14 protein-coding genes are annotated in these 16,004 nt (G+C 66.6%); 7 read left to right on the forward strand and 7 right to left on the reverse strand.

What is annotated here, in order from left to right; genetic code table 11:
• Positions 1-28: 28 nt before the first annotated feature.
• The 3 genes from ISS20_RS06695 to ISS20_RS06705 all read right to left on the reverse strand — a co-directional run bounded on the left by ISS20_RS06695 (position 29) and on the right by ISS20_RS06705 (position 3,332).
• Positions 29-1,537 (reverse strand): carboxylesterase family protein, encoded by a 1,509-nt coding sequence (locus tag ISS20_RS06695; protein WP_291434962.1) that lies wholly within the window; start codon positions 1,535-1,537, stop codon positions 29-31.
• Positions 1,534-2,541: a tripartite tricarboxylate transporter substrate binding protein gene (locus ISS20_RS06700; protein WP_291434964.1), complete on the reverse strand. Its 1,008-nt coding sequence runs from the start codon at positions 2,539-2,541 to the stop codon at positions 1,534-1,536. The genes ISS20_RS06695 and ISS20_RS06700 overlap by 4 nt, the downstream gene beginning before the upstream one ends.
• Before the next feature lie 92 nt (positions 2,542-2,633).
• Entirely contained in the window at positions 2,634-3,332 is a 699-nt protein-coding gene (locus tag ISS20_RS06705; protein ID WP_291434966.1) for a TetR family transcriptional regulator, read from the reverse strand.
• Between the two features lie 170 nt (positions 3,333-3,502).
• Here ISS20_RS06705 and ISS20_RS06710 point away from each other — a divergent pair, with 170 nt between their 5' ends.
• Positions 3,503-4,927, forward strand: a complete 1,425-nt coding sequence (locus ISS20_RS06710) for an FAD-linked oxidase C-terminal domain-containing protein (RefSeq protein ID WP_291434968.1) — start codon at positions 3,503-3,505, stop codon at positions 4,925-4,927.
• A gap of 119 nt (positions 4,928-5,046) precedes the next feature.
• Positions 5,047-5,838, forward strand: coding sequence for a hypothetical protein (locus ISS20_RS06715; protein WP_291434970.1), 792 nt, complete (start codon positions 5,047-5,049; stop codon positions 5,836-5,838).
• 192 nt (positions 5,839-6,030) lie between these two features.
• Here ISS20_RS06715 and ISS20_RS06720 read toward each other — a convergent pair whose 3' ends face one another.
• Together ISS20_RS06720 and ISS20_RS06725 are read right to left on the reverse strand one after the other, a co-directional pair.
• On the reverse strand, positions 6,031-6,387 hold the full coding sequence (locus ISS20_RS06720) for an antibiotic biosynthesis monooxygenase (protein WP_291434972.1): 357 nt from the start codon (positions 6,385-6,387) through the stop codon (positions 6,031-6,033).
• Positions 6,384-6,728: an NIPSNAP family protein gene (locus ISS20_RS06725; protein WP_291434974.1), complete on the reverse strand. Its 345-nt coding sequence runs from the start codon at positions 6,726-6,728 to the stop codon at positions 6,384-6,386. The genes ISS20_RS06720 and ISS20_RS06725 overlap by 4 nt, the downstream gene beginning before the upstream one ends.
• A 79-nt stretch (positions 6,729-6,807) precedes the next feature.
• Between ISS20_RS06725 and ISS20_RS06730 the strand changes: the two genes are divergently transcribed.
• Positions 6,808-7,536, forward strand: a complete 729-nt coding sequence (locus ISS20_RS06730; protein ID WP_291434975.1) for a winged helix-turn-helix domain-containing protein — start codon at positions 6,808-6,810, stop codon at positions 7,534-7,536.
• Complete coding sequence (locus ISS20_RS06735) at positions 7,530-7,856, forward strand: YnfA family protein (protein ID WP_291434976.1); 327 nt, start codon at positions 7,530-7,532, stop codon at positions 7,854-7,856. Before ISS20_RS06730 ends, ISS20_RS06735 begins: the two co-directional genes overlap by 7 nt.
• Positions 7,857-7,982: 126 nt before the next feature.
• On the opposite strand, the gene ISS20_RS06740 is transcribed toward ISS20_RS06735, so the two are convergent.
• Together ISS20_RS06740 and ISS20_RS06745 are read right to left on the reverse strand one after the other, a co-directional pair.
• Positions 7,983-9,572 carry an ABC transporter substrate-binding protein gene (locus ISS20_RS06740; RefSeq protein WP_291434977.1) on the reverse strand — a complete coding sequence of 530 codons (1,590 nt, stop codon included), beginning with the start codon at positions 9,570-9,572 and terminating at the stop codon, positions 7,983-7,985.
• Positions 9,573-9,738: 166 nt separating this feature from the next.
• The gene (locus ISS20_RS06745) at positions 9,739-10,278 is read right to left on the reverse strand and encodes a BON domain-containing protein (RefSeq protein ID WP_291434978.1); all 540 of its coding nucleotides are present in this window, start codon (positions 10,276-10,278) and stop codon (positions 9,739-9,741) included.
• Positions 10,279-10,595: 317 nt separating this feature from the next.
• On the opposite strand from ISS20_RS06745, the gene ISS20_RS06750 reads away from it, so the two are divergent.
• The 3 genes from ISS20_RS06750 to ISS20_RS06760 form a co-directional block, all read left to right on the forward strand.
• A complete protein-coding gene (locus ISS20_RS06750; RefSeq protein ID WP_291434980.1) occupies positions 10,596-11,657 on the forward strand; it encodes a ligase-associated DNA damage response exonuclease in 1,062 nt (353 codons plus the stop codon).
• Positions 11,654-13,351 (forward strand): ATP-dependent DNA ligase, encoded by a 1,698-nt coding sequence (locus tag ISS20_RS06755; protein WP_291434982.1) that lies wholly within the window; start codon positions 11,654-11,656, stop codon positions 13,349-13,351. The genes ISS20_RS06750 and ISS20_RS06755 overlap by 4 nt, the downstream gene beginning before the upstream one ends.
• On the forward strand, positions 13,348-16,004 hold a 2,657-nt coding region (locus tag ISS20_RS06760; protein WP_291434984.1), incomplete at its 3' end, for a ligase-associated DNA damage response DEXH box helicase. The genes ISS20_RS06755 and ISS20_RS06760, both read left to right, overlap by 4 nt.

Genomic DNA, 16,004 nt, shown 5'->3' on the forward strand with positions numbered 1-16,004 from the left:
CCGACGAGTGAGTCCTGAGAGCGGATCGCTACAGAACTCCCTCCCAAAGCGCAAACCGCTCAGGCCGCGGGTGGGGTGCACAAAACAGCGTCTCACCCAAGTGCTGGACCGGCGCCTGTGCACCGATGTACGGCGCCCATCCGGGGTTGCCATCCCGCGCAAACGCCACCCAGCGCTGCTGAAGTGCCTCGGCCAGCACAATGGGCGGCGTGGGCCCTGCAAGTTCCTGCGCCGTGGGCGTGTGGAGATTGCCAAATACAAACGGCAGCTCCACCCCATGCGCTGCGCCCAGGCGCCCACGCCACTGCGGCGAGGGCCAGGTGAACTCATATCCATGGGCGCAGCGGGCAAAGCGGCTGGCCAGCGCGGCAATGCGCTGCGCGGGCACACGATAGTAGTAATCGGACTGCAGCGCACACAGCCACTCCCCAGGCGTTTGCTGCGCGGACGGCAGCATGTTGCGCAGGGCCTGTGCGGCGGGAGCATTCAAGCCCACATCCTGCGCAAAGGCATGGACCTGCGCCTCCGTCACCCGGTCAATGGCACCGCCAGGCACGTGGTACAGGCGCATCTCCTGCGCATTGCTGCCCACCAGCACCTGCAGGTCCGGCGGCTGGTCGGCCCACTGATGCGCCAGCGACTCCAACGGCGGTGCGGTGAGCACCTGTCCATCGACCACGGGCCGCAAGGGAAAGAAGTTGCGCCCGCCCAGTCTGTACTGCTGCCGCAAGGCGGGCTCGGAAGCCAGCCGGTGTACGGCGTGCAGCACAGCAGCCTGCGGCGCCGCACCCAGTGCGGCCAGGGTGGGCTCCACATCCGCCACCACGGCCACTGCATGGCGCGCGGCAGCGGCCTCCTGCAAGGTCTGGCAGGCGACGCTGGGGCTTTGCAAAATGGCGCGCTGGAACAACCCACGCGACGCGGGCCTGCCCATCAGACAGGCCAAGGCCCCGGCACCGGCCGACTGGCCGAACACCGTGGTGCGCGCCGCATCCCCGCCCCAGGCATGAATATGGTCGCGCACCCACTGCAATGCCAGCAGCAAGTCCAGCAGGCCGCGATTGGCGGGTGCAGCATGCTCCTCGCCTTCGAAGTGCAAAAACCCGTCAATGCCCAAACGGTACTGCACCGACACCAGCACCACGCCCCGTCGCGCCAGCGACGCGCCGTCGTACAGCGGCTCGCTGGCCGCGCCGCGAAAGAATCCGCCGCCATGCACCCAGACCATGACGGGCAGGTGGGCGCCGGGTTCGGCGGTTGGCGCCCACACATTGACTGCCAGGCAGTCGTCGCCCCCCAGCATGGGCGCATCGGCACGCGCGGTGCGGGCCAGCTGCGGTGCCATGGGCGCAAACGCGGTGGCATCGCGCACACCGGACCACGGCAATGTGGGCAACGGCGCCGCAAACCGTAGCGCACCGCGTGGCGCTTGCGCGTACGGCATGCCACGAAACACACGCACGCCCTCCTCCCACAGGCCGCGCAGTTGCCCACCGTGGGCCAGCGTGACCTGAGGCTCCGTAGTGCCCGCCGTCATTCCGTGGCCAGGCCCAGCTTGTCGATCAGCGGGCGCCACACGGCCGCATCACGCGCCGCCCAGGTGCGCGCATCGGCAGGTGCGGTGGCAGTGAGCGTGACATTCATGGCCTCAAGGCGGGCCTTGTACTGCGCATCACCGCCACGGCACTTCTCTGTGACCGCATTGAGCCGGTTCAGCAACTCGGGGGGCGTGCCGGCCTTGGCCACCACGGCAATCCACGCGGGCCGCGCCAGGTCGCTGGCAGCGGGCAAGGCTTCAGCGATGGTGGGCACATCGGGCAGCAACGGCGAGCGCTGCGCACCAAACAGCGCCAGCGGCACCAGCTTGCCCGCCTTGACCTGTGCTGCTGCCGTGCCAATCACCAGCGTCATCGCGTGGATCTGCTGGCCCATGAGCGCGGTGAGGCCTGCGCCCTCACCCACAAAAGGCACATGGGTGCCGGGCACGCCCAGCTTGTCCACCAGTGCCGATGTCAACAGGTGCGCTGGGCTGCCCTTGCCCGGCGAGCCGAAGTTGACCCCGCCGGGCGTGGACCGCGCCAGCTTTTGCAGATCAGCCAGGCTGGAAATGCCCTGCCCTGCCGGCACTGCCAGCACCAGCGGTGATGTTCCGAGCACAGCCACGCCGTCAAAGTCGCGCAGCGGGTCGTAGGGCTGCTGTTTGTAGACATACGGTGTGATCGTCATCTGCGACATGCCAATGCTCAGAAGGTTGTAGCCATCCGCTGGCTGTGATTTCAAGTAGTTGACCGCCAGGATGCCGTTGGCCCCGGGCTTGTTCTGCACCACCACCGCCTGTCCAAGTTCACGCGCGGCGCAGTCGGCCCACACCCGGGTCATGGCGTCCGAACCGCTGCCAGGCGGCTGCTGGGCGATGAGCTGAATGGGCTTGGTGGGGTAGGCTGCGGGCTGCTGCGCCAGCGCGCTGCCGGCCACGCAGGCAAGTGCCGCCAACCTGCCAAGCGCGACCATGCGCCGGGCGCGCGAAAAAGCAGAGGTCATGGTGTTGTCTCCTGGTGAATGGTTTGAATGAGGGATAGCGGCTGCGAGCACCGCGTGAAGCGTGGGGGGCGCGCCTTGCCGCCAGCCAAACGTCAACCTGCGCTTTTGGGGCGGCGGCGCCGGGGCGTCTTGGCCGGCACAGCCGCCCCCGTTGCCACAGCAGCTTCACAACGGCTGGCAATCCAGTCCGCCAGGCAGGCCAGCTGGGCCTGCTGCGCAGCATCCGGCGCCTGCGCAGGCGCAAACAGCTGCAGCAGCCCCAGCCCGCGCAGCGACGACAGCACCAGGCCCAGCAGGCCGTCGCGGTCGGGTTCTGCTGCCAGCTCGGGGAAGGCGCTGAAGAAGCCTTCGTGCATGCGGGCCTGGACGCTCTGGCGCAGCTGGGCAATGTGGCCCAGCACCTCGGGCTGATTGCGGCAGCCCAGGTAGATGTTCCAGGCCACGATGAAGCGCGGCTGGGCATACACCAGGCTCCACACCGCCCGCACAAAGTGCGCTGCCCGTTCGCGTGCTGGCAGAGCGCGGCTGGGCCAGAGTTCGCCCGACCGCACGGTGGACTCGATCAGCTCGCTGAGCACGTTCATCATCAGCACCGCCTTGGATTCGAAGTGGTGCTGCACCGCACCCGATGTCATGCCTGCCGACTTGGCCAGCTCGTGGATGGACATGTCCTCCAGGCTGCGGTGCTGGATCACGTCGATGGCCGTGGCAATCAGGTGCTGGCGCGTGGCGGCGCTGCGCTCGGCATGGGTGCGGCGCACCCCGGCTTTCGGGGAAACACGGTGGTTCATGGCGCTTTCACAATATACATTTCGAACGTAATGTATTTATACGGATGATCACCAACAAGCCCGTGAATACCCGCATCCCCATGCGGGCCCCTCGCCAGTTAACTGGTGCCCGGCAACGGGGCCGTATCTAGAATGCTTCTCACTGACCGCCCTCACCGGAGACACACACCATGAACGCACCCACCGCTGCCGTCCACCTGCTGCCTGAAATCAAAATGCGCGACGTGCCCCAGGCACTCATTGATGCGCTGCAGGCCCGCTTTGGCGCGCAGTGCTCGCTGGCCCAGGCCGTGCGCGAGCAGCACGGGCGCGACGAAGGCTCGCTGCAGGCGCCCCCACCCAGCGCCGTGGTGTTTGCTGAAAGCACACAGGACGTGGCAGACGCGGTAAAGCTGGCCAGCCAGTACGAAGTGCCAGTGATCCCCTACGGCGCAGGCTCGTCGCTGGAAGGCCACCTGCTGGCCGTGCAAGGTGGCATCAGCATCGACGTGAGCCGCATGAACCAGGTGCTGAGCATCAACGCCGAAGACCTCACGGTGACGGTGCAGCCTGGCATCACGCGCAAGGCTTTGAACGAAGCCATCAAGGACACCGGCCTGTTCTTCCCCATCGACCCCGGTGCCGACGCCAGCATCGGCGGCATGAGCGCCACGCGCGCCAGCGGCACCAACGCCGTGCGCTACGGCACCATGCGCGAGAACGTGCTGGCATTGGAGGTGGTGACCGCCAGCGGCGAGGTCATACACACCGGCACCCGCGCCAAAAAGAGCAGCGCGGGCTACGACCTGACGCGCCTGATGGTGGGCAGCGAAGGCACGCTGGGCATCATGACCGAGATCACCGTGCGCCTGTACCCGCTGCCCGAGGCTGTGAGCGCCGCCATCTGCTCCTTCCCCAGCATCGAAGCCGCCGTGCGCACCACCATTCAGATCATCCAGATCGGCGTGCCGATTGCGCGCGTGGAACTCATCGACCACCACACGGTGCGCATGGTGAACGCACACAGCAAGCTGACCCTGCGCGAGGAACCCATGCTGCTGATGGAGTTCCACGGCTCCCCCGCCAGCGTGAAGGAACAGGCCGAGATGGTGCAAGACATTGCCAGCGAATTCGGCGGCCAGGCTTTTGAATGGGCCAGCACGCCCGAAGAGCGCACCCGCCTGTGGACCGCACGGCACAACGCCTACTTTGCTGCGGTGCAAAGCCGCCCCGGCTGCCGCGCCATCAGCACCGACACCTGCGTACCCATCAGCCGCCTGGCCGACTGCCTGCTCGAATCGGTGGACGAGGTGGAGGCCAGCGGCATCCCCTACTTTCTCGTCGGCCACGTGGGCGACGGCAACTTCCACTTCGGCTATCTCATCGACCCGAACAGCGCGGAAGAACGCACCCAAGCCGAAGCCATGAACCACACCCTGGTCGCCCGCGCCCTCTCCATGGGCGGCACCTGCACGGGTGAGCACGGGGTAGGCATCCACAAAATCGGCTTCTTGTTGGACGAAACCGGCACCGGCGCGGTGGACATGATGCGTGCCATCAAGCGCGCGCTGGACCCGAAGAACATCCTGAATCCCGGCAAGATTTTTGCGATGTGAGGGCATGGGGCCGTACCCCAGGACGGGGGAGACCGATGGCCGATTGGGCCGAAAAGCCATGGCGGGACGGAAAACGTGTGTGTCTCCATCCACGCCAATGAAGAGCAAGAGAGGTCAACGTGAGTGCTTGGGGAACAGGTCTCTTTTCCAACGACACAAGCTGTGATGTTCGCGACGACTATGTCCAGAACTTAAAGCACGGACTCTCTGCCGAGGAGGCTTGCCAGAAGGTCCTCGCCCGCTACGGCGACCTGCTCGCACACACGGAAATCGCCTGCCTCGTGTACCTTGCCCTGGCCGACACCGCGTGGCGCTATGGGCGACTGGATCAGGCACTGAAAGACAAGGCCCTTTCGCTGCTGCAGTCGGGTGGGGATGTCGATGTGTGGGAGCGGGATGCACCCGACCACGTCGCATCGCGCCGCAAAGCCCTTCAGGCACTGGAGGCCCGCCTCCACACGCCCCAAACGCCTGAAAAACCTGTCCAGGTTTCACGACCCAAACCCCAAAAGATCCGGACCACGGCGCCTGTGGGAACTGTTTTGTCCTTGGACCTGCCCCAGGGAGGCTCGGCCTTGCTGGTGCTGGTGGGGTTTGCGGAGCTGGAGAAGAGTGTTGACCCCGTCTTTTCGGTCCTCGGCCAGCGCTTCGCTTCGCCGCCGGATATGCCCGTGCAGATCACTGAGACCGATACAACGCTGGTGCTTTCAAAGACGTCTTTTCGACCCTATCTGCACGTCGCCATTCTTCCCAAGGATGAAAGAAGAAACATTCTCTCCGGGCTGGCGCAAACCAATATCCCGGTGGCTGGTGCCATGCCTTACCAACGCGACAGCACGGTGTGGCTTGCTCTGGGACGCATTGCCAAAGAAATCGACTCGCACCTGGATACTTGGTCTGCACATCCATAGCCTCGTAGCCCATCAGATACGGCCTCTGGCTCCAACACGAGCGGATTCTCTCGGTGCACCATACACCCGTGCCACTTGAGTTGAACGCCAACGGCATGCAAGAAGCCATCCCACACCAAGACAATTCCATCTTTGCACGGGGCGCCTGAAGATCACAAGGCAAAGCACGTACTTTCGGCCCACTGCAAAGACTTATGACATACCGGTTTCCAGCATGGCGCGCGAATCCGGCGGCGCCCCTTCTCGGTCGCGCATGCCGTAGTCCCGCACCACCGCCGCCACACGCAAACGGTAGTCATAGAAAATGCTGGCGCGGCCCAGCCGCTGAGTGTGGCGGTGGGCTTCCATCTGCCGCCAACGGGCCACAGCCTCTTCGTCGCGCCAAAAGGACAGCGACAGCAAACGGCCTGGCTCGGTCAGGCTCTGAAAGCGCTCAATGGAAATGAAGCCATCCACTTGCTCCAGCAGTGGACGCAGCGCTGCAGCAGCTTGAAGGTAGGCGTCCTGCTGACCGGGCGCTGGTTGAACTTCAAAGATCACGGCCATCATGCGGAAGGCTCCTGGCGATTGGCGGGCAAGCCCAACGTGCCTTCCACACCGTGGGTAAATGTGCGCTCCTCGCGCAGGATGAACCGGTTCTCCTGTGCCATCGCAAAGTTGGCGCGGCCTTCCGGGTCGGCGCGCAGGCGCGCGCGGTAGGCCTCGTAGGCGGCCAGGGAGTCAAAGCCGATCAAGCCCCAGGCCTCGTAGTTGCTGCCCTCATGCGGCAAAAAGTAGCCCAGCAGATGGCCGCCGCAGCGAGGAATGATCTGGCCCCAGCGGCGCGCGTATTCGGCAAACAGCTCGCGCTGAAAGGGATCGATTTCGTAGCGAATGAAGCAGGTGATCATGGAGTTCAGGAGTGGTTGGTGGACAAGGGCTTCACGATAGGCGGTTGACGGACCTCGATGGTTCGCCCAAGATCGAACCATGAAAGACGGCCCCCACATCGCGCGCATTGCCGCGCTCATCGGAGACAGCGCACGCGCCGAAGTCCTCACGGCCTTGATGACCGACCGTGCACTGACCGCCACCGAGCTCGCCGACATTGCGTGCGTGACCAAGCAGACCATCAGCGCCCATCTGGCCAAGCTGCTGGATGCCGGTCTGGTCTCCGTGGAAAGCCAGGGCCGGCACCGCTACTTCCGGCTGGCGGACCGCGATGTGGCGCACGTGCTGGAGTCACTGATGAACGTGGCGTTTCGCGCAGGTGCCGTGCGGCTGCGCGCCAGCCCCCGGGAGCCTGCGCTACGCCGCGCGCGCATGTGCTACGACCACTTGGCGGGCGAGGTGGGTGTGCGGTTCTATGAAGCGCTGGTGCGCCAGGGCATGCTGCAGGCCACGCCCCAAGGCGCGGCCATTACGCCCGCTGGTACAAGATGGTTTGCACACGTGGGTATCGACACGTCCACGCTGGCACAGCAGCGGCGCATGCTGTGCCGCCCTTGCCTGGACTGGAGCGAACGCCGGCATCATCTGGGCGGCGCACTGGGCGCTGCGCTGCTGCAACGCCTCTTCGAAGGGGGATGGGCACATCGCGCGCAAGGCTCGCGCGTGGTGCACTTCACGCCCAAGGGTGAGCTTGCACTGCGCCAGTGGCTGGCCACCCAGCCGGACGCCTCCCGGGCGGCAACCACACACGACGCCACGCCATGCTGAAGACCGTGCTGCTCTTCATCGTCACCGCCCTCGCCGAAGTCGTGGGCTGCTACCTGCCCTGGCTATGGATCAAGCAGGGCCAGCCCGCGTGGCTCCTGTTGCCTGCTGCCGCGAGCCTGGCGCTGTTCGCATGGCTCTTGACGCTGCACGACACCGCAGGCGCAGGCCGCGTGTATGCGGCCTACGGCGGGGTCTACATCGGGGTGGCACTGGCCTGGCTGTGGGCGGTGGATGGCATCCGCCCCACACCGTGGGATGTGGCGGGCGTGCTGGTCGCGCTGGCGGGCATGGCGATCATCATGCTGCAGCCCGAGCACTGAATGCCCCCCTGAGTCGCCTTCGGCGCCTTCCCCCATGGGGGACGCACCCGGTGGCCCGGCAAAGCCGGTTCCACGGGTGCACTGGCATGGGCTGCGCCCGCCTCAAAGGCTGCGGAGCCCAAGGCCTCAGTTCACTTTGATCAACCGCCAGTCAATCCGGTTGTCCGGCCGCTGCACCAGGTCCACGTTTTTCTTCATGGCCCAGGCCAGCATCTGGTTGTGCAGCGGGATGTGCGCCACGGTGTCGTTCTGCAGTTGCAAACCCTCCGTCAGCAGACGGTTGCGCACGGGCAGGTCGATCTCGGTCTTCACACGGTCCACGATGTAGTCCATGCGTTCATTGCTGTAGCGGCCGAGGTTGTAGTTGCCGTCGCCCCCCGTGGTCTTGGTGCGGGTGAGCGACTGCAGCGTGTACAGCGCATCAAACGTAGGCACACCCCAGCTCAGCATGGCAATGCTGGCCTCGTGCCGCTGCGCCATGGGGTAGTAGCTGACGGCTGGCTGCGTGCGCAGTTTGGCCCTGACGCCGATGCGCGACCACATGGCGGTAATGGCCTGGCACAGTTGTTCGTCCTGCACGATGGCGTTGTTGCTGCAGGCGAAGTCCACCTCAAAGCCATCGCTGTACCCCGCTTGCGCCAGCAGGTCTTTGGCAATGTTGACGTCATATGGCAAGCGCTTGTCCACCGCCTCGGTCCAGCCGTTGACCAGGGGCGACACGATGGCGCCCGTGGGCTTGGACATGCCGCGCATGGTCACACGCTGCAGGGTGGCGCCATCGATGGCCTGGTACAGCGCCTTGCGCACACGCAGGTCCTTGAGCGGATTCCTGCCCTTGATGTTGCTACCCGGCAGTTCGTCACGGAACTGGTCCATGGCAAGGTACACGGTGCGGTTCTCCACCATCTCCAGCACCTTGAGGTTCGGATTGGCCTTGACGCGGGCCAGGTCCTGGATGCTGGTGTCGCGCACCATGTCCACCTCGCCCGACAGCAGCGCGGCAATGCGCGTGGCCTCGGACTTGATGGGCAGGTAGCTGATCTCGGTCACGTTGCCCTCCACCTTACCCGCATTCCACCAGTTGGGGTTGGCGGCAAAAACAATCTTCTGGTCGGGCACCCACTCCTTGAGCACGAACGGGCCAGTGCCCATGGCATTGCGGTGGGAGAAGGTCTCGTCCTTGGCCTTGATGTCCTTGGGCTCCACTGAATTGTTCTTTTCGGCCCAGGCCTTGCTCATCACGCGCAGCTCGGTCAGCTGGTTGAGCAGCACGGGGTTGGGGTTCTTCAAGAAGATGTCAATGGTCTCGCCATCCACCTTGGCGATGCGGTCCATGCCCTGGGTATAGATGGCATAGGTGGAGGTCTTGCTCATGGCGCGCTGCAGCGAATACACCACATCGTCCGCCGTCATGGCAGAACCATCGCTGAACTTCACGCCCTGGCGCAGCTTGAAGCGCATCTGCGTGGGGCTGACCTGCTGCCACGACGTTGCCAGCAAAGGCTCCACCCTGAGGGTGCGGCTGTTGAACATCACCAGCGACTCGTACACCGCCGCGTGGATACCGTTACCCAGGGCGCTGTTTTGCGAATGGATATCCATGGTCTGAATGTCGCTGGAGCCGGACCACTTGAACGGTTTGGCCGACACGGTGGGTGATGCAACAACTGCCAGGGTCAGAGTGGCAGCCACCAGCATGGAAAACTTGAATGGCATGAAGAAGTCCTTCGTGAATGAAGAATGACGAACCAGCAATATGCAGCAGGACACGCGCTAGCCCAAGCACTCCAACCGCAGTGTGGTGCCAGTGAGTCATCGCTGCCGCAAAGACCACTGCGCAATCACTGTGCCCGCGATCTGCGCAGCCATCTGGCCCCGCACATCAGGGCTTGTGCGGCAGGGCCAGCAGGTACGGTGTAGCCGCCGCATCCGTCCCGAGCTGCATCAAATTGATCACCCCCATCACATCGTCCACCAGCCACACAGCCTTCTCCAGCGCGTCGGACTGCGCTTGCGACTGCACGCAGCCCTTGAGCGTCACCAGCCGCCGCTCGCCCAGCACCCACACGCTGGTGTCGCCAAAGCGGCCGTCCTGCTGGATGTAGCGCTGCACGCGCGGGATGATCTCGGCGTCGTACAGGTAGGAGTTGGGCAGGCGACAGCGCCCCACGCGGTGGCAGCTGCCGCCATGCTGAGAGCGCACATGCGCCAGTTCGCGCACCTCTGCCTCGGTGTACAGAGGCCCTTCGGGCACGGGGCATTGCGGGATGGCGCGGGTGACTTGGACGAAGGGGTCGTTGAAGGCGTTGGTGCGCGGCGCGGCGCCGGGAGGGACCTGGGCGCCGGCTGATGCGGCCACGAGGCCCAAAACCGGGCCGTAGAGCAAGGCAAAAAGCGACCGATACGACGGATACAAGCGCATGGATGAGTCCCTGGCTGCGGGTCAGCGCCGCAGGCGACCGCCATCGTACGGGCATGGTTTTCTGCCGTAAAGACAGCCGCCCGTGCGCAGAACGCGGCGCAGTCCTGCAGACGGCGCAATCGATGGCGGGATGATGGAGAGGGACGCGCCTTCAGCGGCACGGCCCAGCAGGCCAATATGCTTCACTATTGATAGCAACTGAGACATACAATATCGGCGCTTGCGGCAGATTGAACGTCAAAAGCGCCTGCAACCCCCTACCGGGCAAACCCGGGCAACCCCACCGGCTTTGCCTTGCCGCCTACGATGCCACACGCATGTGCAGCAACGAACTGATCGTCCACCGCCCCGAAGGCCTGTACTGCCCGCCCGGCGACTTCTACATCGACCCCTGGCGGCCCGTGGAGCGTGCCGTGATCACGCACGCCCATTCAGACCACGCACGCATGGGATCGGCCCACTACCTGGCGCACCACGACAGCGCGGGCACGCTGCGCAACAGGCTGGGGGCGGACATCGCGCTGCAGACGCTGGCCTATGGCGAGGTCATCGACCACCATGGCGTGCGCGTGTCGCTGCACCCGGCCGGGCATGTGCTGGGCTCGGCCCAGGTGCGCATCGAACACGGTGGCCAAGTGTGGGTGGCCTCGGGCGACTACAAGCTGGAGGACGATGGCACCTGCCTGCCCTTCGAGCCGGTGCGCTGCCACACCTTCATCACCGAATCCACCTTTGGCCTGCCCATCTACCGCTGGCCTTCGCAGCCCGTGCTGTTCGCCGACATCAACGCCTGGTGGGCCGCGAATGTTGCTGCGGGCAAGGCCAGCGTGTTGTATGCCTACGCCTTCGGCAAGGCGCAGCGGCTGCTGCACGGGGTGGATGCCAGCATCGGGCCCATCGTGGTGCATGGCGCGGTGGAGCCGCTCAACGCCGTGTACCGCGCGGCCGGTGTAGACCTGCCGCCCACGCTGCGTGTGACGGACCCGGGCCTGACCCAGGCGGACCTGAAACGCGCGCTGGTGCTGGCCCCGCCCTCGGCAGCGGGCACACCGTGGCTCAAGCGGTTTGGAGAACACTCCGACGCATTTGCCAGCGGCTGGATGCTGGTGCGCGGCGCACGCCGCCGCCGGGGTGTGGACCGGGGCTTTGTGATGAGCGACCACGCTGACTGGCCGAGCCTGCAGAAAGCCATTGGTGCCACGGGCGCGGAGCGCGTCATCGTGACGCACGGCAGCACGGCGGTAATGGTGCGCTGGCTGTGCGAGCAGGGGCTGGACGCCCAGGTGTTCGCCACAGAATACGGCGCCGATGACAACGAGGACGATGCAGGCGCTGTGCCCGAACCAAGCAGCCAACCCGCACCCGAGGGGACGGCATGAAGGCCTTTGCCCAGCTGTTCCAGGCGCTCGACGCGACTACAGCGCAGTCGGCCAAACTCGCGGCGCTGGTGGCGTACCTGCGTGCTGCGCCGCCCGCGGATGCGGCCTGGGCCACGTACTTTCTCGCAGGCGGCAAGCCCCGCCAGATGGTGCCCACCAAGCGCCTGAAAGCGCTCGCGCAAGAGGCAGCGGGCCTGCCCGAATGGCTGTTCGAAGAAAGCTACCAGGCCGTGGGCGACCTGGCCGAAACGCTGGCGCTGCTGCTGCTCCCGCCCACCCAACCCACCGAACTGACACTGGCCGAATGGATGGCCCAGCTGCTGCCCCTGCGCGCCCTGCTGCAGGGTGATGCAGACGCCCGCCTGCGCACGCAATGGGACAGGCTGGCGCCCGAACAGCGCTTTGTGTACTTCAAGCTCATCACCGGCAACTTCCGCGTGGGCGTGTCGCGCCTGCAGGTCACGCAGGCGCTGGCCACGGTGAGCGCGCTGGACCCCAAGCGCATCGCGCACCGGCTCATGGGCTACACGCAGATCGGCCGGCAGCCCCAGGCCAGCGACTACCAGGCGCTGATCGCGCCGGTGGACGACGATGCCAGTACTCAGGATGCTGCCGATGCAGGCCAGCCCTACCCGTTCTTTTTGGCGCACCCGTTCAACCAGCCCGTGGCCGAGATGCCCGCACTGCTGGGCACACCCGGCGACTGGCTGGTGGAGTGGAAGTGGGACGGCATCCGCGCGCAGATCGTGCGGCGTGCGGGCGCGGTGTGGGTCTGGTCGCGCGGGGAGGAGCTGGTGACCGACCGCTTCCCCGAACTGGCCGAGGCCGCACTGGCGGCTCTGCCCGACGGCACGGTGGTCGATGGCGAGATTCTGGTGTGGCTGCCCAATGAGCCCCAGCCCCGCCCCTTTGCCGACCTGCAAAAGCGCCTGGGCCGCAAGACGCTGACCCCCAAGCTGCTGCGCGATCTGCCCGTGGTGCTGGTGGCCTACGACCTGCTGGAGCACGCAGGGCAGGACCTGCGCCAGCAGCCCCAACAGGCACGCCGCGCGCTGCTGGAGACCACGCTGCAACGGACTGATGACGCAGCCATCGCTCCCCCGCCCCACAAGGCCCTGCGCCTGAGCGCGCTGCTACATGGCAGCGACTGGCAAGACCTCGCACGCCAGCGCGAGGACGCGCGCAGCATGGGCACCGAGGGCTTCATGCTCAAGCACCGCAGCGCACAGTACGGCGTGGGCCGCACCAAGGATGTGGGTGTGTGGTGGAAGTGGAAGATCGACCCGATGAGCGTGGATGCGGTGCTCATCTACGCCCAGCGCGGACACGGGCGCCGCGCAAGCCTCTACACCGACTACACCTTTGCCGTGTGGACCGGGCCGCAGGACGCCCCGGAGCGGCAACTGGTGCCCTTTGCCAAGGCGTATTCCGGCCTGACCGACGCCGAGATTGCGCAGGTGGACGCCATCATCCGCAAGACCACGCGCGAGAGCTTTGGACCCGTGCGCAGCGTGGACGCGACGCTGGTGTTTGAGCTGGGCTTTGAGGGCATTGCGCGCAGCCCACGCCACAAGAGCGGCATTGCGGTGCGCTTTCCGCGCATGCTGCGCTGGCGCCAGGACAAACCCGTGGCCGAGGCCGATACCTTGCAAACGCTGATGGCGCTGCTGCCAGGGCAGGACGCGGCCGCATGAGCACGACACGCCGACCGCGCAAGCCCCTGCCCCCGGTGGCACCGAGTGCCGCTGCCGCCTGGGTGGCGGCGCGCGGGTGGCAGCCGTTCGGCTTCCAGCAAGACGTGTGGCGCGCGATGGGTGAGGGCCGCTCGGGCCTGCTGCACGCCACCACGGGCGCGGGCAAGACCTATGCGGTATGGCTGGGCGCGCTGCAGCATCTGGCGCGGGCCGATGCTGCACCGGCGCCAGAAGAAGCCCACAAAGTCCCCAACGCCCGTACCGCCCTGCGCACGCGCCGCGCTGCGGCACCGCCCCTCACCGTGCTGTGGATCACGCCCATGCGCGCATTGGCTGCTGATTCGCTGCGCGCCCTGCAAGTACCCCTGCCCGGCCTCGCGCCCAACTGGACCAGCGGGCTTCGCACGGGCGACACGGCCAGCGGCGAGCGCGCTGCGCAAGACCGACGCCTGCCCACGCTGCTGGTGACCACGCCCGAAAGCGTGTCGCTGCTGCTGGCCCGCGCCGATGCGCGTGAGCGCCTGGCCAGCGTGCGCCTGGTGGTGGTGGACGAATGGCACGAACTGGTGGGCAACAAGCGCGGCGTGCAGGTGCAGCTGGCGCTGGCGCGCCTGTCGGGCTGGAACCCGGCGCTACAGGTGTGGGGCATGTCGGCCACGTTGGGCAACCTGGAAGAGGCCCTGCACACCTTGCTGCCGCAGCCCGTGCCCAGCACGGCGGAAGCGCCGCAGCCACCGCCCGCCGTGCTGGTGCAGGGCCGCATCGACAAGCGGCTGGAGGTGCAGGTGATGCTGCCCGCGCGTGCCGACCGCTTTGCGTGGGCGGGCCACATGGGGCTGAGCCTGCTGCCGCAGGTGGTGCAGTCGGTCGAAGCGGCGGCGTCCACCTTGGTGTTCACCAACACCCGGTCGCAAGCAGAGCGCTGGTACCAGGCGCTGCTGGAGGCACGGCCCGACTGGGCCGGCACCATCGCACTGCACCATGGGTCGCTGGGGCATGAGGTGCGCGACTGGGTGGAGCAAGGCCTCAAGGCCGGGCAGCTCAAGGCCGTGGTGTGCACATCGAGCCTGGACCTGGGCGTGGACTTTTTGCCGGTAGAGCAGGTACTGCAGATCGGCTCGGCCAAGGGCGTGGCGCGGCTGGTGCAGCGCGCGGGCCGCTCGGGCCATGCGCCGGGGCGCAGCTCCAGCATCACGCTGGTGCCGACGCACAGCCTGGAACTGGTGGAGGCCGCCGCCACGCGCCATGCGCTGGCACAGGGCCGCATTGAAGACCGGCACACGCCGCGTGCGCCGCTCGATGTGCTGGTGCAGCACCTGGTCACCATCGCGCTGGGCGGCGGCTTTGTGCCCGATGCGCTGTTGGCCGAGGTGCGCCGCGCACCGGCTTACGCCGCCTTGACCGACAACGACTGGCAGTGGGCGCTGCAGTTCGTGCGCCAGGGCGGCGCATCGCTGGCCACCTACCCGGACTTTCACCGCGTAGTGCCCGACGACGAAGGTATCTGTCGCGTGCCCGATGCCCGCCTGGCGCGCCGCCACCGCAGCAACATCGGCACCATCGTGAGCGACGCCAGCATGCAGGTGCAGTTCGTGACCGGCGGGCGCCTGGGGTCGGTGGAAGAGAGCTTTATCGCCCGGCTGCGCAAGGGCGATGTGTTCATGTTTGCAGGCCGACTGCTGGAGCTGGTGCGCACCCAGCAGATGACGGCGTATGTGCGTATCGCCCCCAGGGGCAGCGCCGCACTGCCGCGCTGGAGTGGCGGGCGCATGCCGCTGTCGAACACGCTGGCCGATGCGATGCTGGAACAGCTGGCGCAGGCGGAGCGCGGCCAGTTCACCACGCCCGAGATGCGCTGCGTCCGGCCGCTGCTGGAGCTGCAGCAGGCCTGGTCGGCCCTGCCCACCCCGGGCCGCCTGGTGGCCGAAACCCTGCACACGCGCGAGGGCTGGCACCTGTACCTGTACCCGCTGGCGGGGCGTCTGGTGCACCTGGGCCTGGCCGGGCTGCTGGGCTGGCGCGCATCGCAGCAGGTGGTCAACACCTTCTCCATCGCGGTCAACGACTATGGGCTGGAGCTGCTGTCGGCCAAGCCGGTGGACTGGGCCACACTGCTGCCGCGGCTGATTGGCGAAGGCACGCACACCACCATCGGTCGCGGGCTCGAAGACGAAGTGCTGGCCAGCCTGAACGCCACCGAGATGGCGCGCAGGCGCTTTCGCGAGATCGCGCGCATCGCGGGCCTCATCTTCCAGAGCCACCCGGGCGAGCAGCGCAGCAGCCGCCAGCTGCAGGCGTCGTCATCGCTGTACTACGACGTGTTTGCGCAGTACGACCCCGGCAATCTGCTGCTGGCGCAGGCGCGTGCCGAGCTGCTGACGAACGAGCTGGACATGGACCGCCTGGCGCGCACGCTGCGCAGCATGCAGGCGCAGCCCCTGTCCATACACGCCTTGGATCGCCCCACCCCGTTTGCCCTGCCGCTGATGGTGGAGCGCTTTCGCGAGCGCCTGAGCACCGAGACCCTGGCCGACCGGCTGGCGCGCATGGTGCAGGCGCTGGAGCTGGCGGCCGACGCCACCACGGGCACCCACCTTGCGCAGCACCCAGTCCATTCCACGGACATGGCGTGGGACATCCCTGAAGGCTCTGC

Origin of the sequence: Acidovorax sp., from assembly GCF_016783915.1 — a bacterium.
In the GTDB taxonomy this organism is placed as follows: Bacteria; Pseudomonadota; Gammaproteobacteria; order Burkholderiales; family Burkholderiaceae_C; genus Acidovorax.